Origin of the sequence: Pseudomonas sp. HS-18 (genome assembly GCF_020401845.1) — a bacterium.
GTDB classification, from domain to species: Bacteria; Pseudomonadota; Gammaproteobacteria; order Pseudomonadales; family Pseudomonadaceae; genus Pseudomonas; species Pseudomonas nitroreducens.
Window position 1 is genome coordinate 2,918,730 of sequence record NZ_CP084413.1, and the last position, 19,440, is coordinate 2,938,169.

The 19,440-nt window shown below is 65.8% G+C and carries 20 protein-coding genes; 13 read left to right on the forward strand and 7 right to left on the reverse strand.

What is annotated here, in order from left to right:
- Nucleotides 1–242: 242 nt before the first annotated feature.
- Nucleotides 243–1,718 (reverse strand): ATP-binding protein, encoded by a 1,476-nt coding sequence (locus LDJ84_RS13670; protein ID WP_065083867.1) that lies wholly within the window; start codon nt 1,716–1,718, stop codon nt 243–245.
- Between the two features lie 359 nt (nt 1,719–2,077).
- Here LDJ84_RS13670 and LDJ84_RS13675 point away from each other — a divergent pair, with 359 nt between their 5' ends.
- The 7 genes from LDJ84_RS13675 to LDJ84_RS13705 are packed head-to-tail and all read left to right on the forward strand — an operon-like array spanning nt 2,078 to nt 7,822.
- Complete coding sequence (locus tag LDJ84_RS13675) at nt 2,078–3,229, forward strand: acyl-CoA dehydrogenase family protein (RefSeq protein WP_226046464.1); 1,152 nt, start codon at nt 2,078–2,080, stop codon at nt 3,227–3,229.
- 30 nt (nt 3,230–3,259) lie between these two features.
- Nucleotides 3,260–3,631: a hypothetical protein gene (locus LDJ84_RS13680; protein WP_017516776.1), complete on the forward strand. Its 372-nt coding sequence runs from the start codon at nt 3,260–3,262 to the stop codon at nt 3,629–3,631.
- A 3-nt stretch (nt 3,632–3,634) separates the two neighbouring features.
- Nucleotides 3,635–4,135 carry a nuclear transport factor 2 family protein gene (locus LDJ84_RS13685; RefSeq protein ID WP_376784775.1) on the forward strand — a complete coding sequence of 167 codons (501 nt, stop codon included), beginning with the start codon at nt 3,635–3,637 and terminating at the stop codon, nt 4,133–4,135.
- Complete coding sequence (locus tag LDJ84_RS13690) at nt 4,132–5,283, forward strand: amidase (protein ID WP_226046465.1); 1,152 nt, start codon at nt 4,132–4,134, stop codon at nt 5,281–5,283. Before LDJ84_RS13685 ends, LDJ84_RS13690 begins: the two co-directional genes overlap by 4 nt.
- Nucleotides 5,284–5,293: 10 nt before the next feature.
- Complete coding sequence (locus LDJ84_RS13695; protein ID WP_024762262.1) at nt 5,294–6,577, forward strand: aromatic ring-hydroxylating oxygenase subunit alpha; 1,284 nt, start codon at nt 5,294–5,296, stop codon at nt 6,575–6,577.
- Nucleotides 6,574–7,071, forward strand: a complete 498-nt coding sequence (locus tag LDJ84_RS13700; protein ID WP_226046466.1) for an aromatic-ring-hydroxylating dioxygenase subunit beta — start codon at nt 6,574–6,576, stop codon at nt 7,069–7,071. Before LDJ84_RS13695 ends, LDJ84_RS13700 begins: the two co-directional genes overlap by 4 nt.
- 10 nt (nt 7,072–7,081) lie before the next feature.
- Nucleotides 7,082–7,822 (forward strand): SDR family NAD(P)-dependent oxidoreductase, encoded by a 741-nt coding sequence (locus LDJ84_RS13705; protein WP_226046467.1) that lies wholly within the window; start codon nt 7,082–7,084, stop codon nt 7,820–7,822.
- Nucleotides 7,823–8,061: 239 nt separating this feature from the next.
- Here LDJ84_RS13705 and LDJ84_RS13710 read toward each other — a convergent pair whose 3' ends face one another.
- From LDJ84_RS13710 to LDJ84_RS13725, 4 genes are all read right to left on the reverse strand, one after another.
- Nucleotides 8,062–8,538: a hypothetical protein gene (locus tag LDJ84_RS13710; RefSeq protein WP_226046468.1), complete on the reverse strand. Its 477-nt coding sequence runs from the start codon at nt 8,536–8,538 to the stop codon at nt 8,062–8,064.
- A gap of 12 nt (nt 8,539–8,550) precedes the next feature.
- The gene (locus LDJ84_RS13715; RefSeq protein WP_226046469.1) at nt 8,551–9,345 is read right to left on the reverse strand and encodes a DNA adenine methylase; all 795 of its coding nucleotides are present in this window, start codon (nt 9,343–9,345) and stop codon (nt 8,551–8,553) included.
- Nucleotides 9,315–9,506, reverse strand: coding sequence for a Com family DNA-binding transcriptional regulator (locus LDJ84_RS13720; protein ID WP_413247450.1), 192 nt, complete (start codon nt 9,504–9,506; stop codon nt 9,315–9,317). Before LDJ84_RS13720 ends, LDJ84_RS13715 begins: the two co-directional genes overlap by 31 nt.
- A gap of 141 nt (nt 9,507–9,647) precedes the next feature.
- Complete coding sequence (locus LDJ84_RS13725; RefSeq protein WP_226046471.1) at nt 9,648–12,860, reverse strand: LamG-like jellyroll fold domain-containing protein; 3,213 nt, start codon at nt 12,858–12,860, stop codon at nt 9,648–9,650.
- 116 nt (nt 12,861–12,976) lie between these two features.
- On the opposite strand from LDJ84_RS13725, the gene LDJ84_RS13730 reads away from it, so the two are divergent.
- The 6 genes from LDJ84_RS13730 to LDJ84_RS13755 all read left to right on the forward strand — a co-directional run bounded on the left by LDJ84_RS13730 (nt 12,977) and on the right by LDJ84_RS13755 (nt 16,674).
- Nucleotides 12,977–13,234 (forward strand): hypothetical protein, encoded by a 258-nt coding sequence (locus LDJ84_RS13730; RefSeq protein WP_226046472.1) that lies wholly within the window; start codon nt 12,977–12,979, stop codon nt 13,232–13,234.
- The gene (locus LDJ84_RS13735) at nt 13,234–13,782 is read left to right on the forward strand and encodes a hypothetical protein (RefSeq protein ID WP_226046473.1); all 549 of its coding nucleotides are present in this window, start codon (nt 13,234–13,236) and stop codon (nt 13,780–13,782) included. Before LDJ84_RS13730 ends, LDJ84_RS13735 begins: the two co-directional genes overlap by 1 nt.
- A complete protein-coding gene (locus LDJ84_RS13740) occupies nt 13,779–14,147 on the forward strand; it encodes a Mor transcription activator family protein (RefSeq protein WP_065085139.1) in 369 nt (122 codons plus the stop codon). Before LDJ84_RS13735 ends, LDJ84_RS13740 begins: the two co-directional genes overlap by 4 nt.
- 279 nt (nt 14,148–14,426) lie before the next feature.
- Nucleotides 14,427–15,377: a PDR/VanB family oxidoreductase gene (locus LDJ84_RS13745; RefSeq protein WP_024762259.1), complete on the forward strand. Its 951-nt coding sequence runs from the start codon at nt 14,427–14,429 to the stop codon at nt 15,375–15,377.
- Nucleotides 15,378–15,601: 224 nt separating this feature from the next.
- Nucleotides 15,602–16,306 carry a ferric reductase-like transmembrane domain-containing protein gene (locus LDJ84_RS13750; RefSeq protein ID WP_226046474.1) on the forward strand — a complete coding sequence of 235 codons (705 nt, stop codon included), beginning with the start codon at nt 15,602–15,604 and terminating at the stop codon, nt 16,304–16,306.
- Complete coding sequence (locus LDJ84_RS13755; RefSeq protein ID WP_226046475.1) at nt 16,303–16,674, forward strand: cytochrome c3 family protein; 372 nt, start codon at nt 16,303–16,305, stop codon at nt 16,672–16,674. Before LDJ84_RS13750 ends, LDJ84_RS13755 begins: the two co-directional genes overlap by 4 nt.
- A 141-nt stretch (nt 16,675–16,815) precedes the next feature.
- Here the strand turns inward: LDJ84_RS13755 and LDJ84_RS13760 are convergent, their stop codons facing one another.
- A complete protein-coding gene (locus LDJ84_RS13760) occupies nt 16,816–17,604 on the reverse strand; it encodes a carbon-nitrogen hydrolase family protein (protein WP_024762256.1) in 789 nt (262 codons plus the stop codon).
- Nucleotides 17,605–17,691: 87 nt separating this feature from the next.
- A complete protein-coding gene (locus LDJ84_RS13765; RefSeq protein WP_024762255.1) occupies nt 17,692–19,374 on the reverse strand; it encodes a flavin monoamine oxidase family protein in 1,683 nt (560 codons plus the stop codon).
- Nucleotides 19,375–19,440: the final 66 nt, after the last annotated feature.

Consider the following 19,440-nt stretch of genomic DNA (forward strand, 5'->3'; position numbering starts at 1 on the left):
ATTTGAGTGTTCGGATGTATTGGGTTTCGCCCCCTCGGGCGAGTCACTTTTCCAAACGCCGAAAAGTAACCAAAAGGCTTGCCCCGGACATCCGGTTTTTCGCTTGGGGCGAAAAATGCCCTCGTTGAACGGGGCACTCGGAGTGTGTGGGCGTTTCTCTGGAAGTCTTCGAGTGCCAAAATCCGATCTTCCCGTGTTGGAGCGGGCCACGCCCGCGATCCGCCGGCAAGGCAGGCGGCCGCTCACTCCGCCAACGGCAACCCAAAGCAGAACATCGCCCCGCACGGCTCGACGTTCTCCGCCCAGATATCCCCGCGATGCCGCGAGACGATGCTCTGGCACAGCGCCAGGCCGATGCCGTTGCCGCTCACCTTCGAGGTGAAGAAGCCATCGAACAGGCGCTCCTTGGTCCCGGCATCGATGCCGGGCCCCTGGTCCAGCACGCACAGCCGCGCGCTGCCGGCGTCGCGCGAAGTACGGATGCGCAGCAGGCGGCGCTCCTCGGGGAGGTTGAGCATCTCTTCGATGGCGTTGAAGGCAAGGTTGAGGATCACCTGGCCGACCAGCACCTTCTCGCAGCTCACCCACAGCGGTTCGTCGCAGCGTTCCAGCTCCACGCGCACGTTGCTTGGCTGGGCTTTCAGACTGATGAAGTACAGCGTCTCGCCCAATAGCTCGTTGAGGTCGATGCGCTGTTCGGCCTGCTCCAGTTTCACCACGTACTCGCGCACGCTCTTGATGATCAGCGAGGCGTGCTCGATCTGTCGCACGGCGCTGTCCAGGCCCCAGGCGGCGGAGGCTTCGGCCTTCTGCTCGCGGTCCAGGCGGATCAGCGCGCCTTCGATGAAGTTGCGCGTCGCCGCCAGCGGCTGGCTGAGTTCGTGGGCGATCGCCAGGGCCATCTCACCCATGGCGTTGTAGCGCGCCAGGTACTCCAGCTTCTGGTCGCTCTGGCGCTGCGCCTGTGCGGCGCGGACCTGCTCGGTGACGTCGCGGAACAGCAGCAGGTGGCCGACCAGGTCGTCCTCGATCTCGATGTAGCGGCAGGTCGCGTGGTGCCAGCGCCATTCGCCGTCCAGACGTTGCAACTGATAGCTGACGGAGTACGGCTCGCGGCTGGGCGGCTGCATCGCCAGGTGGTGTTCCAGGCGCGGGCGCGTGGCGCTGTCGCAGCGGCCGAGGAAGTTGTGCGCCAGCCAGTCGTCCTGGCTGCCGCCCAGCAGGGGCAGGGCGGATTCGCTGAGGAAACGCAGGTTGCCGTCGGCATCCAGCACCGCTACGCCTTCGGCGAGGTCCTGCATGAAGGCCTTCAGGCGGCTCTCGAAACGTTGCAGGTCGCGCTCGACCTGCTTCTCCCGGGAGATGTCGCGGAACTGCACCATCAGCACGTCGCGCTCCTGCAGGTGCACGCGGGTGGCGACGGCTTCGGAAAGGATTTCCACACCCTGCTTGGAGCGGTAGCACCACTCGATGGTGCGCTGGCCGGTACGCGCCGCGCCTTCCAGCCAGCGCAGGCCCACCGAGCGGCGGTACTGCGGGGCCTTGGCGGTCATGTCCGGGGCTTTGAGCGGCACCAGCTCTTCCAGGGTGAAACCGAGCACCGCCAGGGCGGCGTTGTTCGCCCAGAGGATTTCCTTGGTCTGCGCATCGTGAAGGATTACGCACAGCGGCATGGCCTGGAGCAGGGCGAGGAAGTCGTCGGGCCGGGGCTGGAACATCGGGGAGTGGTCTCGGTGGGCAGTGGCGCCTTTATACCTTGCAGCGTAGCGCGATGGGACTGCGGAGTAACTCGCCGCCGACTAGGGGATTCCCTTAGTCATGGGGCTGCACGCACCAATGGTTGGCCGGGCAGGGCGGTTCATACACTGGCCCCAACGACGACCTGCCCGCATCGAACGGGCCGATGGCCTACACGACCTGTTCCAGGTCTCGCCGAGCGCAGTTCAGGCAAGGCGGAGGCGCGCGAGGAAGCGCAGTTTGCATTTGCAAATGAGCATTCCGAGTGCGCCTCCAACGCAGCCTGAGCAAGCGCAGGCAGACCGGGAGCAGGTCGATAAGAACAAACGGAGATAATGCCATGCTGCGTGCCGCCCTCGCCGAACCGCTCGATGCGGACGGCCGTGCCCTCGAATTCCAGCGCGTACTCGATGAAGTGCGCCAACGCCGCGACGAGTTCGACAGCCGCTCCCACGTTCCCCGCGACATGATCGAACGCTTCCGCGACGTGGGCATCTACCGCGCCGCGACCCCGCGCTGCTTCGGCGGCGACGCGCTGCCGCCGGCCCGGTTCCTGCGCCTGGTCGAACGCATCGCCGAAGCCGACGGCTCCGCCGGCTGGGTGGCCAGCTTCGGCAGCGCCAGCACCTACCTCACCGCGCTGCCGCGCCATACCCTCGCCGAGCTCTATGCCGACGGCCCGGACCTGGTGTTCGCCGGCGGCCTGTTCCCGATCCAGCCAGCCACGCAGGTGGGAGGCGGCTGGCGCGTCAGCGGCACCTGGAAGTTCGCCAGCGGCTGCAAGGGCGCCGACGTGCTCGGCGTCGGCATCGGTATCGGCGGCCCGGGCGGCAAGCCGCGCACTGCGCTGCTACGTGCCAGGGACGTGGAGATCGTCGAGAACTGGAACGTCGTCGGCCTCAAGGGCACCGGCAGTCACGACCTGAAGCTGGACAACGCCTTCGTTGCGGACGACTGGACGTTCATTCGCGGCGGCGAATCGAACATCGACGAACCGCTGTACCGCTATCCGACTATCGCCTACGCCGCCCAGGTGCTGGCCGTGGTCAACCTCGGCCTGGCCCGTGCAGCGCTGGACGAGATCACCCGCATGGCGTCTTCCAGCGGCGTGACCGGCGCGCCCAAGCTTGGCGACCGCGCCTACGTACGCATCGAAATCGGCAAGGCCGAAGCCGAATTACAGGCTGCGCGCGGCTTCTTCTATGACGCCACCGAGACCGTCTGGGATTCCATCCTCGCCGGCAACACCGTCAGCCCCGAGCAGGTCAGCCAGCTGCGCCTGGCCGCCGTGCATGTGTCCCGCGCCGGTGCTGACGTGGTGCGCCGCGCCTACAGCCTGGCCGGCACCACGGCGATCTACCTGAACCACCCGCTGCAGCGCTACCTGCGCGACGCCATGGTGGTCACCCAGCACGCCTTCCTCAGCGATGGCATGTACGACGGCGCCGGTGCGGTGCTGCTCGATGTGCCGCCGTTCCCCGGATACATCTGATTCAAACCCATAAGAACAAGGACTCGAAGCATGACCCGTCCGACCACCGAACCCTTGCGCGTACTGTTCTGCATCGGCATCGCCCAGCCGTTCTTCGACCTGCCCACCGGTGAAGGCATCACCGTGTGGAAAGGTTTCTCGCAGATGATGAGCGACCTCGGCGCGCTGCCGGGCATGAACGTGCTCGGCGTGCTGGATGACGACCGCCTGATGGTCGGCCCGTCCACCACTTCGCCGTGGACCGTCTACATCATGGCCGACGTGGATTGCCACCAGACCGTGATCGATGCCTGCAACCTGTTCCGCACCACGCCGGTGGGCGAGTACAGCCTGTGGAAGTACGCCAAGGTCGAGGCGCGCATCGGCCGCCCGCTGACCATCCCCGAAGCCGCGCGGACCTGAGCCATGAACAGCCTGAGCATGGCCGAGCTGAACCGCCGCCTGGAGGTCCTCGAAGGGGAAAGCCAGGTGCGTCGGTTGATGGCTCGCTACATGGACCTCTGCGACGTGCCGCACGCGCCGGTGGCGATGAGCGAGCTGGCCGAACTGTTCAGCGAGGATGCGGTGTGGGAGGGCATCGGCACTTCCACCGCGCAGACCTTCGGCCATCACCAGGGCCGCGAGGCGATCGCCGCGTTCGTCTTCGGCTACCTGCCGCCGTCGCCGCACTTCACGCTGAACCTGCATTTCCTCACCAGCGAGTCGATCCGCGTCGACGGCCGCACCGCGCGCGGGCAATGGATCATGCAGCAGCTCTCGACCTATGCCGAGGGCCACACCGAGCTGTTCGGCACGCGGCTGGACATCGATTTCCGCGAGATCGACGGGCGCTGGCAGATCAGCCATTTCCGCACGCAGCGCCTGTCGCAACGCGCGCTGGGTGGTGCAGGGGAGGGCCGTTCGTGAGCACTTTCGTCAGCGAATTCATTCTCGGCGGCGACGGCAAGCGCGTCGCGGTCAAGGACAGCATCGACATCGCCGGCTACCCGACCCGTTGCGGCACCCGCGCACTGGCCGATGCCGCGCCGGCCGAACGCAACGCCTTCGTGGTCGACGCCGTGCTGAACGCCGGCTGGCAGATCGTCGGCAAGACCAATCTTCACGAACTGGCCTTCGGCGTCACCGGCATCAATGACTGGACCGGCACGCCGGTCAACCCGATGGCGCCGGACCGCGTACCCGGCGGCTCGTCCAGTGGCTCCGCGTCCGCCGTGGCGGCGGGCCTGGCGGATATCGCTTTGGGTACCGATACCGGCGGGTCGGTCCGTGTACCGGCGGCCTGCTGCGGTATCGCCGGGCTGAAGCCGACCTTCGGTCGCGTCAGCCGCGATGGCGTGCACCCGGCGCAGAGCAGCCTGGATTGCGTCGGCCCGTTTGCCGCCAACATGGCCGACCTGATCGCCGCCATGCAGGTCATCTGCCCCGGTTTCGGCGACGTGCAGCTGCCGGGCGAGGGCGCCCGCGTGGCCTTCCTCGAAGTGCCGTCCGCGCCGCACATCCAGGCTTGCCTGGGCGCCGCCGCCGACCGTGCCGGCTGGCGCCGCAGCCACCTGTTCCTCGGCGAGTTCGAGGCGGCCTTCCAGGCCGGGCTGGTGGTGATCAATCACGAGAACTGGGCCGCCTACGCGGCGCTGACTGGCAAGGGCCTGATCGGCGCCGATGTCGAGCAGCGGCTGCTGCTGGCCAGCCGCACCACCGACGCCGAGCGCGCCGAGGCGGAGAAAGTGCGCGAGCACTTCACCCGTGCCATCGACGCCGCGCTGGAGGACTTCGAAGTGCTCTTGCTGCCGACCATGCCCGACCTGCCGCCGCTGCTCAGCGATGCGCGCAACGGCAAATCGGTGGCCGGCATGACGCCCCTGGTGCGGCCTTTCAACCTCAGCGGACACCCGGCGCTGACCGTGCCGGTGGACCTGGATTGCGGCGGGCTGAGAGTCGGCCTGCAGATCGTCGGCCGCAAGGGCGACGACGAACGCGTATGCGCCTTCGGTGCGCAACTCGAACACAGCCTGGCTGCCACGCGGCCTGCGCAAAAACATAAGAAATCGGCATGAGGAGATGGGCATGAGCGCTCACGAATACCGGCTGATCGCCCGGTCGCGCAGCGTCGAAGAGCTGGTCGGCGACGACCGCGTCGATGTCTCGCTGTACAACGACCCGCAACTGTTCGAAGCGGAAATGGACAAGATCTTCTACCGCACCTGGGTGTGGGTCGCCCACGAAAGCGAAGTGCGCAACGCCGGTGACTTCAAGACCACCAGCGTCGGCCGCCGCCCGGTGATCGTGGTGCGCGACAAGAAGGGCAACATCAACGTCCTGGAAAACCGCTGCCGCCACCGTGGCGCCACCGTCTGCGAGAAGCACAAGGGCAACGCCACCGGCTTCACCTGCCCGTACCACAGCTGGTCCTACGCGCTGGACGGCAAGCTGCGCGCGCTGCCGTATCCGGACGGCTACGAGGACATCCTCGACAAGGCCGAGCTGCCGCTGACCAGCCTGCGCGTGGAAAGCTACGCCGGCATGGTGTTCGCCACCTACAACGACGAGATCGAGCCGCTGGAGGACTTCCTCGGCGGGGCGAAGCACTGGATGGACCTGTTCATGAAGCAGGGCGCCGGCTACCCGATCAAGACCCAGGGCGAACACAAGTTCACTTTCCGCGGTAACTGGAAGATCCAGCTGGAGAACACCACCGACGGCTACCACTTCCCCATCGTGCACAAGTCGTTCATGTCCTCGGTGGATGAAGAGACCGAGGAAATGCTCTCGTTCATGAGCGACGAGCAGGCGGTGACCCACGCCCTGGGCAACGGCCACAGCGTGATGGTGATGGTCCCCGAACACGTCGACCTCGACCACGACGACGGCACCGAGCAGCTGCAGGAGCGCTTCGCCCACGTCACCGCGGAACTGTCGAAAACCATGGAGCCTGCCCAGGTGCGCCGCATCGTCCGCTCGCTGCACGGCGCCGGCTTCAACCTCAACCTGTTCCCCAACGTGGCCATGTCCATGTCGTTCTTCCGCGTGCTGCGGCCGATCTCCGTCACCGAGACCGAGATTCGCCACGTCGCCCTCGGTATGGACGGCGGCCCGGAGATCGCCAACCGCGAGCGCATGCGCATCCACGAGCACTTCCAGGGTCCGTTCGGCTTCGGCAGCCCGGATGATGCAGAGGCCTGGGACCGCGTGCAGCGTGGCTCCTACGCCGGCGTCGACGCGCCGATCCTGGTCAACCGCGGCCTGAACCGCGAAGTGGTCGCCGAGAACGGCGACAAGGTCTCCCACGCCACCGACGAAGGCGGCATGCGCGAGGCGTACCAGATGTGGAAAAGGATGATGAGCCAATGAGCAACGACACCCTGAACGGCTTCTCCGGCCCGCTGGCCAAGGCCATCGAATTCGTCTGGCGCGAGGCCGAACTGCTGGACCGCAAGGACTACGCACAGTGGTCGCAGCTGTGGAGCGAGGACGGCATCTACGTGGTGCCGATCAACGCCGAGGGCGACGACTTCGCCGCCAGCCTGAACTACGTCTTCGACGACGCGCGCATGCGCGCCCTGCGCATCGAACGCCTCACCGGCGGCCATTCGCCGTCGGCGGTGGACGCGGCGAAGACCGTGCGCACCGTCTCGCGTTTCACCCTGGTGGAAGCGGCGGGCGATGTGGTCGAGGTGAATTCGGCGCAGGTGCTCTACGCCTACAAGCGTGGCGTGGCGACGCCGTTCATTGCCGACCTGAACCACCGCATTCGCTTCACCGACGGGCAAGCCTGCCTGGAGCGCAAGGTGATCCGCCTGATCAACGCCGCAGACGCGCTCAACGCGCTCGGCTTCCTGCTCTGAGGGCCGCGCCATGCAACGAGTAGCCCTGGTAACCGGCGCCGCACGCGGGCTCGGCGAAGTCATCGCGCGCCGCCTGCATGCCGCCGGCCTGCGCGTGGCGCTGGCCGATCTCAACGAGGAGGCTGTGCAGCGCCTGGCCGACGAGCTGGACCCGGAAGGCCAGACAGCTCTCGGCTTGAAGCTGGATGCACGGGAGAAGGCCGACTTCGAACGTGCCCGCGATGTGCTCGCCGAACGCTGGGGCGGCGCCGACATCCTGGTGAACAACGCCGGGATGTCCAAGGTTGCCGCGCTGATGGACATCAGCCCGGAGGACTTCGACGCCTCCATGGCGGTGAACCTGCGCGGCACTTTCGTCGCCTGCCAGGTGTTCGGCACGCACTTCGCGGCACGCGGTTTCGGCCGCATCGTCAACATTGCCTCGCTGGCCGGGCAGAACGGCGGCACCGCCACCGGCGGCCATTACGCCGCAGCCAAGGGCGGTGTGGCAACGCTGACCAAGGTGTTCGCCCGCGAACTTTCGGCGCAGGGCGTGACCGTCAACGCCATCTCGCCGGGGCCGCTGGATTTGCCGGTGGTCTACGAGAGCGTGGCGCCCGAGCGCCTGGAACAGATCCTCAAGACCATCCCCGCCGGCCGCCTGGGCGACCCGACCTTCATCGCCGACAGCGTGTTGCTGCTGTGTGCGGAGAACGCCGGGTCGGTGACCGGGGCGTGCTGGGATATCAATGGTGGGTTGTTCATGCGTTGAGGTGCCGGGCTGAGAGATCGACGGATAACGCTGCGCGTTATGCGCCCTACGCTCGGCCTGAGATGAGGTGAGGGCACCAGGAGTCCCTCACCCTAACCCTCTCCCGGAGGGAGAGGGGACCGCTCGGAGCAGGATGGAACTGTGGTATCAGCCTGTAGCGCCGCGCGAAATTCGCCCGGCTGATGCGCGATATTCCATCCTTCCGCGCAGTTTCACCAGATGAAAAGGAATTTCCAATATCAGGGGTCAGGGACGATACCCTGCCCCTGACAGGTCAGACAGTCCTCGCGCTCACCGAATCGATCGCCGCACTCGGGGCACACCATCCAGGCAGCTGATTCGATCCGAACCCCGAGCCACGCCGCCCTCTGCTCGTCGCCGTCCTCGATCGCCTGCTCCCGCTGCAGCAGCATGACCCGGAACAGATCAGCGTCCTGGACGCGCGACCCTAGCCAAGGAAGCTCGACAAGCTCCCAACGCTCGCCGGCCTGCGTGATAAGGGTCCGCCCCTCGATAACCCCGAGGGGCGGACCGAGTCGCATATGGACGAGCCGCTCGCCATTGTCATCGGTGATGACAGTCCCGGCGTAGTAAGGGTCGAAGCCGCCCTGGTGCGTGGAGTCGGCCTGCAGGTAGACGCCGCGAATGATCCGCGCCACGACAGTCCCATCGGGCTTGCGGACCTCGTAAGCGGCTGCACTCACGTATCTGGCCATCAGGCCTCCCATTCAGAACAGCCCAGCGGGCTCGGCTTGAATATCCCAGCTGAAGATCAGCACCTCCCGCGCATCACTTCCCTTGCCGCCCCCGACCGTATAGCGGATGTCCGTCGCCTCGATGTGGAAGTCCGCGAAGCAGCGCCGGATATCGGGGTGGTCGTTCAGGCTGATGATCGCCTTGCCCTTCAGGCGCTTCAACATCTCGGCCATGTCCAGGTACTGCTCGAAGCCGAAAGGCACGCCATAGCCTTCCGTCTCCCAGTATGGCGGGTCCATATAGAAGAGCGTGTGCTCGCGGTCGTAGCGCTTCAGGCAGTCCTGCCAGGTCAGGTGCTCGATGTAGGTGCTGCTCAAGCGCAGGTGCGCCGCTGAGAGTGTCTCCTCGATCCGCAGCAGGTTGAGGCCTGGAGGTTGCGTGGTGGCCGTACCGTAGCTCTGGCCATCGACCCGACCGCCGAAGGCACTCTGCTGCAGGTAGTAGAACCTGGCCGCCCGCTGGATATCGGTCAGGGTCTCCACGCGTGTCTCCTGTAGCCACTTGAAGACCTGGCGGGAGCTGAGCGCCCATTTGAACTGGCGGACGAACTCCTCCAGGTGGTGCTGGACGACGCGGTACAGGTTGACCAGGTCGCCGTTGACGTCGTTGAGGACTTCGACCTCGGCCGGTACCGGCCGGAGGAAAAACAGCGCCGCCCCTCCTGCGAACGGCTCAACGTAGCAGGAGTGGCGCGGGAACAGCGGGAAGATGCGGTCGGCGAGCCGACGTTTGCCCCCTATCCAGGGGATGATGGGTTGGGCAGACATGATGCCTCCTGGCGGCATGGGGCGCTCAGCGGCGCTTGCAGGAGGCTCTCGGCCTTCAGGTGATTCAAGGTCCCGCACCGGGGACACTTGATCTGGAGCTGGTCGAACAGGCCCACTCGGGCCAGCAGGCGGTTGCACCCGCCACAACGAACCTCTTTCATCCTCTGCAAAGCCTTTTCATTTTTGCTAGGCTCGCCGCGCTCTCGCGAGAGCGGGGGGCCTTGGCTGGCTTGCAGCTCTGTCCTGCTTGTCGGCGCCGGAGATCAGTGTTGGCGCACTGCCCCCCGGCGCCCCCTCTTACATCAGCTTGCGAGCCCTGCAGCCTGGGCGTGGGCCAGGACGCGGGCATTGGTCAGCGCGTGGTTGAAGTACACCATCTCGTCCACCACGCCACGGAAGCCGGCGTTCGTGTTGATCGGGCTGGTCAGGTCGGTGATGTTGGTGCGGCCGACATACAAGTACCCCGCGTAGGAAGCCGTCGGCACGCTGTTGAGGCTCCCCTGCACGACCCCGTCGATGAAGAACGTCGTTGTGGTCGCAGTGACCACAACGTGTGCGATGTGCCGCTGGCCGTCATTCACGGTGGCCAGGCTGGCGATCCTTGCAGTCGAGCCGATCCAGTACTCGTAATACAACTTCCCGTCACTGCCCAGGACGAAGCCTCGGTCGCGTGACCCGGACAAAGTGCTGGGGTCTGCGTTCTGGTTCATCATGGTCAGCACACCAGCCCCGGCGCCGGCGTCGGCCTTGAAGCAGATCGCCTGGGCGAAGTTCGTGAGCGGGAGCGTATATGCCGCCACCGAGCGGATATAGCCCGCATCGGCCAGCAGCTTGATGGCCTTGTTGCCGTCGCCGGCCAGGCCGTCCTGGTTGAGCAAGTAGGACGTACCAGCAGTCCCCACAACCGATGCGACGCGCCCATTACCCGAACGGTCAGCGAGCGCCGTACCGGACACCTCGTCCAGCCGCCACCACATGTAAGGCGTATCGGTGGCGATGGCGTTCCGGAATTTAGTGGCGGCGGTCGGCGCAGTCGGCGGGCTGGACTTATAGGGGTGGCCAGCTGGCAGACGGTCAACCAAGCCATAGCGCCAGGCCGCCCAACCGAACAGACGGTCAATATCAGCCGCCTCGGGGAACGCTCCAGCACCGGAGATGACAACCGCGATGTCATCGTTGGCGAACGAGTTTGCTACGAAGCCAGAGCCAGAGAAGACCGCGCCAACACTCAGCGGGCCACCAGCGGCAGTATCTGAGGTCAACCCAGCTGAAGGCCAAAGTCCCGTCGCAGTGCCGTCCAGCGCCCCGTCCACGTACAGCGAGGACGAGTTAGCGGCCCAGTCATCTTGGTCCAGCCGCATATACCAGGTGCCGGCCCGTGGCGTTGCCGAGGTGTAGCCAGCAAAGGCATCGGTGTCGCTGCGACGGCCGCCAACCCCCGGCAGAGCCGTTCCCGCGAGCGCGTCATATGCTGCGAACCGGACCCCGGACGAGGCACCGCCTCGGGTCGCGCCGAAATAGACCGTCGGTGAAGCAGCGGCGGCGCGCTTGTTCAGAACGGCAAACGACCAGCCTTTGCCCACGTTCCGGAAGAGGTCCTTGCCGGCGCTGTTGGACAGGTGGTCGTTTACGCCGTCGAATCGAATGGCGCGCAGGCCGTTGATGGCGTTGTTCACGACGGTCGGCTGGTTGGCGCCAGTAGCCTGAGTGAAGTGCCAGGCCTTCAAGCTCCGGTCGTTCCACTGGCTGACTGCACTGCCGGACGTGGTGATCGGGCTCTGATCATCCAGCCATACCGAGACCAGCGCTCCCAGCAGGTCAGGTGTCCACAGGGCGTCCTGCAGGCCGAAATCGGCTGCCAGGGGATAGAGCGACTCGACGCCACCCCGAACAGCACGCACCTCTACCCGTGCGGTGCCCACGTTGACCGACGGCGACCAGGCGTAGGAGGCAGTGGCCAGGCCATCCTGGGAGCTGTCCAGCACGCCGTTGACGTAGCAGCGTACGCTCCAGGTCGTTCCCGCCTCCGGGCCAACTCCGGCCATGCTGTTGTCGATGAGCTTGTCGGCCTGCATCAGCCGATCGCGCGGCACCCATGCCAGCGCGATATCCCCGAAGGCCCTGGTCGGGTAGGCCTCATTGTTGATGGTCAGCTTCGCCGGCGGATACGGCCGGTACTGGCGCTGGTTCATCTCTACCGCCAGCGCGGTGGCAGACGCCAGCAACTGCTCTGCTGTTTCGGTCCTGGTCAGCAGCTTGGCGGAAACGATCTCGCCGTCGACGTACTCCCGGCCGTCGGTGATGCCCCAGTCCCCGCAGAAGTAGATACGAGAACCGGCAGCATGTACTTCAGGGGGCGTATCGGCGCAACCACGACCGACGGTCATGGTGAGTGCCACGGGGTCCAGGGCGTCGACGCGCACGATCTCATTACCCCACAGCGCCCACGAACCGACCGGAACGAGGTCCAGGTCGGTTGCCGCCTGCAACGTGAAGCTGATCGGCGTCAGTTGGCTGGCCGCCTCGACGACCAAGGCCGACGGACACCAGTCGCCCAGGACCGAGTCCTCCAACTCCTCGCCAGAGGCGCCGGCATAGAGGTGGTAGTTGATGCCGTTCTTCGGGCGCGTGGCCATCGCCAGGATCAGGCCTGCGTCGGCCGGGATCGCATCCAGGTCGGCGCGGCTCATGCCGGCGGCCAGCTCGACATAGGGCGCCTCGATCAGCACCTGGTGCGGCGATCGCACCGGGGTGGTGTCCGGCGGCTGGGCCAGGCCGGGCGATGGCTGGACGTAGACCGTGTCGGGCATACCGAAGACGCTTTCCACGGCGTTGATCTTCACTCGCCCATCCGTCAGGGTCCCGCTGTCGTAGTCGCTCACGATGCAGACCATGTCCGCGATGCCCTCGGAGGGCATCTGCAGGCGGAACGCCTGGCCAGGTCGCAGCGGGCCGATGCGGTCATTGGTCGTCAGAGCAAACTTGCTGGTGGGCGTGGCCTCCGCCTGCAGATCCCGCGCCCCGACGCGGAGCGCCAGTTCCTCGGTGCAGATCTCCGGATAACTGCGTACCTCGCTGCGCACTCCGCCGGCGGCGCGGATCGCACCTGGGCTCTGAATCGGGGCGGTGGTGCGCTTCTCTTTGGTCTGCGGATCGAACCATTCGACGATGATCTGGTTCACCACCTCGCCAATGTCAGTGGTCACCTGGTTGAATTGCAGGACGTCGTCTTCGGTGATTTCTGGCAGATCGGCCAGGACGTAGTCGCCACGGATCAGGTCGAGGTAGTACTGCCCATCCTCCAGCGACTGCGTGAGGCAGCCACCGATGATGTCGCAGATCCGCTGCTGGAAATCCGCGATCTCGCCGTCCTCATAGCTCATGCACAGCCCGAAGCCCTCCGCGTGCAGCTTGTCAGCAGCAGCGCGAAGGGATGCGTCATTGATCAGGCCGACAGGCTCGCCCTGCATTTCGACCGATGTCAGCGTGTCGTAAAGGATATGGGCGCCATTCATGGCCAGCAGTCGGTTGCCGTCCTGACGGCAGGTCAGGCCCGCGAAGATGTGCGTCGGGGAGCCGCCAGGGACGCCGTCCAGGACCTTGGAGCTACGCGGACAAGATCGCCAAGCAGATGTTCAAGGTCGAGAAGGTGGCCTGGCTCAAAAAGCCTGACCAGGTCAAAGCAGTCCTGGCCGCGCTGCACGTCGAACAGGAGAAGCGACATCTGCGGGCGGAAGTGGATCGCCTCTGCCAACGCCTCGGCATCGAGCATCCAGAACAGGCCGCCGGGTTGGATCAGCTGCCGAAGGACTGGCAGCGGCAACGTCCAATCCTCAAGGCTCTGGTGGATGCCCTGAATGCTGCTGTTACAGCCAAGGAGGGCCGCTGATGGAGCTGCAATGCCCGTGCTGCGGCGAGCAGTTCCCGTTTGAGGCGGGCTTCGCTGATGCAGACGGAAAGCAGCTGGCAGCGTTGTTCGCCGGCATGGATCCGAAACTGGGGCGTGCCGTGCTGGGCTACCTCCGCTTATTCAGCCCGCGTAGCCGCGGGCTGCGCACCACCAAAGCGATCCGCCTGGTGGCAGACCTGGTCCAGCTGGTTGATGCGGGACAGGTTCAACGGGACGCACGCACTGCGGAGTTCAAACCGGCCCCGCCGCGGCTGTGGGTGGCAGGGATCGAGCAGATGCTGGTGCAGCGCGAGCGGCTCCAGCTGCCGCTGGAGAACCACAACTATCTCCGCGCGGTGGTTTGGGGCCTGGCCAACGATCCCGCCCAGGTTCAGGCGGAGCTGCCGCGGAAGGCACGAGGCGGTGGCCTTACCCCGCAAGGGATCTACCAGGACCAGGTCGGACGAATCCGCTCTGACATGCTGCTCGGCCTGATTTCTAAAGAGGATGGAGAGCGCCAAATCGAGGCGCTGAAGGGGGACGCATGAAACAGGGTTCCATTCTGGCTGAGACTCGCCACGAGCTGCTGGACGACATCGCGGCGCACACGGCAACGGTGCTGTCAGAGCATGGGATCGATGCTGCCTTGGCCGAGCAGGCTGGCAGCGCGGTGGCCGATCATCTGGCGAACCAGTGGCGGGGAGCAACGCTCTACATCCCCTCCGACTATCACCACCGTCTCACGAAACGCGACTTGCAGATCCTGGGCGAATTCAACGGCCGCAACCACCACGCGCTTGCCCGGAAGTACAATCTGACGCCCAGCTCTATATATAAGCTGCTGAAGCGGACCCAGGACCGGAAGTTCGACCGCGACCAGGGTAAACTGGACCTCGGCGACGGCCTGGCCTGACGGCCGCCGCCTTTTTCATCCTTGGAAACTCTTTTTCACTTCCTATCCCGCTAAATCCCTTTCCCTTCCTCTATATCCCGCAATTATCTCGCTTTACCCTCTTGGTTTATCTCAGTCCCTCTCATCAGCCGGTACGTTCTGCTCCCTCTCCCTCTGGGAGAGGGCTGGGGGGGAGGGCATTGCCCTCGCTCCGACATCAAACCGAAAACCCGTGCGCTCGTGAAAAAGAGGCCGGAAAGGGGCCACAGAGCCCGCAATCAACGCCTTGCAGGTAACGCCATGATGAAGGTCAGAATCGAAAGGATCGTCGAGGAAGCGCAGGACATCCGTTCCCTGCGTCTCGTACGTTGTGATGGCCAGCCGTTCGACGCCTATGAGCCCGGCGCCCACGTCGACGTCACCGGACCCACCGGGGTGACGCGTCAGTACTCGCTGTGCAGCCCGCCGGACGACTGCACCGCCTACCTGGTGGCGGTGAAGAAGGAGGGCGCGTCCCGTGGCGGCTCCAGTGCCCTGCACGACGTGCAGGAAGGCGCGGAGCTGGACATCGGCGCGCCGCGCAACCTGTTCCGCCTGGCAGCGGAAGCCCGCGAGCACGTGCTGTTTGCTGCGGGCATCGGTGTCACACCGCTGCTGAGCATGGCCTACCGGCTGAACGCCAAGGGCGAGCCGTATCGCCTGCATTACTTCGCCCGGTCCGCCGAGCATGCGGCATTTGTCGAGCTGCTGGCCAGCGAGGCGTTCACCGGCAAGGTCGAGCTGCATTACGGTGTCGAGCCTGCTGACCTCGACAGCGTGCTGGGCGAGTGCCTTGCGCGTGCGCCGCAGCAGGCCCACGTCTACACCTGCGGCCCGGCGCCGTTCATGAACAAGGTGGTGGAGATCGCCGCGCGCAGCCGCCCGGAAGATGCCATTCACCTGGAGCACTTCCAGGCCGACCCAGCCGCCAACGCGGCGCCGGCCGGCTCCTTCGAAGTGGAACTGGCCAGCTCAGGCGTGGTGCTTCACGTACCGGCGGACTCGACGCTGGTGGACGTGCTGCAGGCCCATGGCTGCGACATCGATACCGAGTGCCGCGAAGGCATCTGCGGCACCTGCATCGTCGAAGTGCTGGAGGGCGAGCCGGAGCACCGCGACAACTGCCTGTCGAACAAGGAGAAGGCCTCCAACAAGCAGATCTGCGCTTGCGTCTCGCGGGCGAAGTCGGCGCGGTTGGTGCTGGACCTCTAGTCCGGATCGGCCTTTGTAGGACATGGATCATGTAGGAGCGAGCTTGCTCGCGAACCCCCTTGATGCCGGTGCCGCAGGGATGCTCCGTTCGCGAGCAAGCTCGCTCCTGCAACATCAGATCGGCGGGTGATGGCAGCGCTGGCAATTCGTCTGGCAGGCAGCGACACTCGCGCGCCGCCGGCAATTGCTAGCCTCCGGCGATAATCCCCCGTTCGGAGTCCCCCATGCCTGCGCTGATCGCGCGTCTGGCGCTCGGCTGCCTGCTGCCGGTCGCCATCCTGCTCGGCCTCGGCGCCATGCCGGGGCTCGGCTATGCCTGGGATTTCGCCAATGCCGCCGGGCTGCTCGGCGCCTGCCTGCTAGGGCTGCTGTTCGTCATCGGGGGGCGCCCGCAGCCGCGCCCGCTCTATGAGGGCAAGTTCTTCCTGCGCCTGCACCGCGACCTGGGCTTCGCCGCCGTTGCGCTGCTGCTGGTGCATATTGGCGTGCTGCTGGTCGATGAACCATTGCTGATCGAGGACCTGCTGCCATCCGCACCCGGCTACATGCTCGCCGGGCTGGCTTCGGCGGTGCTGATGCTGGTGCTCGCGATATCCAGCCTGAACCGCGTGCGCCCGCGCTGGAGCAGCAGCGCCGTTTCGTTCCGCCGCTGGCATTACGGCGGCAGCCTGCTCGCCCTGTTGCTGATGGCCGTGCACGTGCTTGGCGCGGGTTACTACAGCGGTGGCATCTGGAAAGGTGCACTGCTGGTGACGCTGATGCTGGCGGCGGCGATCTGGCCGCGCTTGCCAAAACCTGGCAACGGTATCAGCGGGCGCAAGCGGAACACGGCGCAGCGCGCCACCTGGTTTGCGCTGGCGGCAAGCGGCGTGATCATCGGACTTTCGGCGCTCTACAGCCTGCTGGCGAACCTGGAGCTGCCGCTATGAGGCGAGTCTGGATCGGGCTTTCGCTTGTTTCAGTCGTGGCGCTGTCGGTGGGGGCGTGGTTCGCCCACGGGCATTGGCAACGCAGCCGGCCGCTGATGCCGTTGGCCTTCCCCCACGAGCCGCACGCCTCGGTGAACTGCCTCACCTGCCACCACGACTACAAGGACCAGTCGCCTTCGGTCTCCGGCAACCGCACCTGCATTCTCTGTCACAAGCAGAGCCCGACGCTGGCGGTGCGCATCGAGGCGGATTTCCATCAGCTGTGCCAGAGCTGCCACCTCGAACGATTGCAGGCGTTTCACGCCAGCGGGCCGGTGCGTAGCTGCCAGGCGTGCCACCGCAATACTACGGAAATGCCGAACCTGTAGGAGCGAGCTTGCTCGCGAACCCGCCTGACGCCGAAGCTGCTGAAGAGTCTGCTCGCGAGCAAGAACTAGGCATCCCCCTCGGTCCTACAAGAGAAGTTGCAGCACCGACGGAGAAAGCCCGGCGGAGTGCCGGGCTTTTTATCAGCTGCGATAGAGCACCGGCCGCCGCAGGTGCACATAGCTGTACCCCTCGCGCGCCAGGGCGATGCGCTGCGGGTCCAGTTCGGCCACCAGCAATTCCTCGCTGTGCTTGGCCTTGGTCAGCACCTGGCCATCCGGGGCGACGATGCTGCTCAGCCCGCAGTACTCGATTTCGCCCTCGCTGCCGACGTAGTTGGCGTAGGCGAGGAACACCTGGTTCTCGTAGGCGCGGGTCGGCACCAGCACCTGGGCGACGAATTCGTAGGGGTGCATGTTGGCGGTGGGCACCAGCACCAGGTCGGCGCCGGCCAGGGCAAGGGTGCGCACGGCTTCGGGGAATTCCACGTCGAAGCAGATCAGCAGGCCGATCTTCCAGCCGTCCAGCTCGAAGATCGCCGGCGGCTCGTCGGAGGCGCTGAACTGGCTGCGGTCGAGATCGCCGTAGAGGTGGGTCTTGCGGTAGTTGGCGCGGCGTTCGCCCTGGCGGTCGATCAGTTGCACGCTGTTGAAGATGGCGCCGTTGGCGTCACGTTCGGGGTAGCCGTAGAGGATGCCGAGCTTGTGCTCACGGGCGATCTCGGCGATGCGCAGGGCGGACGAGCCGTCGCAGCTTTCCGCCAGCTCCGCGACACGCTTGGCGCCGATGTTGTAGCCGGACAGGAACATCTCCGGCAGGACCAGCAGGTCTGCGCCGTTCTGCACCGCCTGCCGCGCTGCCTGTTCCAGACGCTGCAGGTTGCCGGCGACGTCTTCGGGGCCGGGAGGGCACTGGTAGAGGGCGAGGTACATGAGGGTCTCCTTGAAAAAAGCACGAGCGGGTCAGGCAGTTTGCACCCGATCCCACTCGTGCGCGAGGCGGTTTTTGTCAGCCGGGCTTCAGTCCGGCAGCGCCATCGGGCCCAGCTCGGCGAAGCGATCGCCAGGGCCGGGGTTCTCCGGATGAGTCGCGCCGCCGAAGTGCTTCATGATGCCCCACACGGCGTTCAGCGAGGTCTGCACCGCGCCTTCCACCCAGGCCGGGGTCCAGGACACATCGTCGCCGGCGATGAAGATGCCGCGCTGTTCGGCGGGCATGTCGTCCTGCATGAAGTGCGCGTACATGCGCTGGTTGTAGCGGTAGTGGCCCGGCAGCGCGCCCTTGAAGGCGCCGAGGAAGTGCGGGTCGGCCTCCCAGGACACGGTGATCGGATTGCCGATGATGTGCCCGGCGATGTCGACCTTCGGGTAGACCTTCTTCAGCGCGTCCAGGGCCAACTGCACGCGCTTCTCCACCGGGTGAGGGAGCATCTTCATGGCGTCGCTCATCCAGGAGTAGGACAGGCAGATCACCCCGGGTTTGTCGTCCCCGTTGTCGAACAGGTAGGTGCCGCGGGTCAGGCGGTCGGTGAGGGTCATGCTCATCACGTCGCGGCCGGTCTGCGGGTCCTTGTCCTTCCAGAACGGCCGGTCGACCATCACGAAGGTCTTCGAGGACTGCATGTAGCGGGTGCGGTCCAGGGCCATCCACATCTTCTGCGAGAACAGCGCTTCCTCGCATTCGATCTGGGTGGTCAGCAGCCAGGTCTGGCAGGTCGCCAGGACGGCCGCGTAGTGGCGGGTATCGCCCCAGTAGTCGGTGACGGCGAAGGTGCCATCGGTGGCACGGGCGATCTTCTTCACGCCCGGGCGCGGCGCGCCGTTGTGCAGCGAGGCCAGGGAGGTGCCGGCTGGCCAGTGCGCGCAGTTTTCCGGTACGTGGCTCCAGATGCCGCGCGGCACCTGCTCGACGCCGCCCACCACCAGGTGCTGGTGGTCGTCGCAGTTGGTCATCACCACGCGGAAGATCTCCAGCATGGAGTTGGGGAAGTCCGAGTCCCAGCCGCCGGTGCCGAAGCCGACCTGGCCGAAGATTTCGCGGTGCTGGAAGGACAGCCGGGAGAAGGCCTTGGAGCTGGCGACGAAGTCGTAGAAGGTGCGGTCGTCCCACTTGGGCACCAGCTCGTCCCACAGGGCCTTGAGCTTGACCGTGTCGCGCTCGCGGATGGCGTCCTGGATCTCGGAGAAGCGCGCGCCGTCTTCCAGCGCGTCGGCCCAGGCCTGGGCGACTTCGCGGAAGATTTCCGGCAGGTCGTCGATCTTCTCCGCGTAGTGGCTGGTGCCTTCCAGGTCGACCACGGTGCTGCCCGACGCCGGGGTCAGCGGGTTGGGGAAGGGTCTGGTTTCCAGGCCGAGCTTGTCGACGTAGTGGTAGAAGGCGGTGCTGGACACCGGGAAGCGCATGCCGCCCAGCTCGGCGATGATCCCGTCGGCGCCTTCGAAGGTCTCCGAGCGCAGGCGACCGCCCATCTTCGAAGCTTCGTAGACCACGGGCTTCAGGCCCATCTTCATCAGTTCGTAGGCCGCCACCAGCCCGGAGATGCCGGCGCCGACGATGGCCACTTCCTGGCCGTGTTTATCGGCCGGGATGCTGCCCAGGCCGGCGGGGTGCTCGATCCAGTCGTCGAAGGCGAAGGGGAAGTCCGGGCCGAAGATGGTCACCGGTTTCTTGCCGGGGGTCTGGGGATGGCGGTTCTTGTGCATTGGAATCTCCCGGTTATCAGTCTGCCGGTCTGTCTCGACCAGCTTGGCAAGGCATTGCGTGGCCCG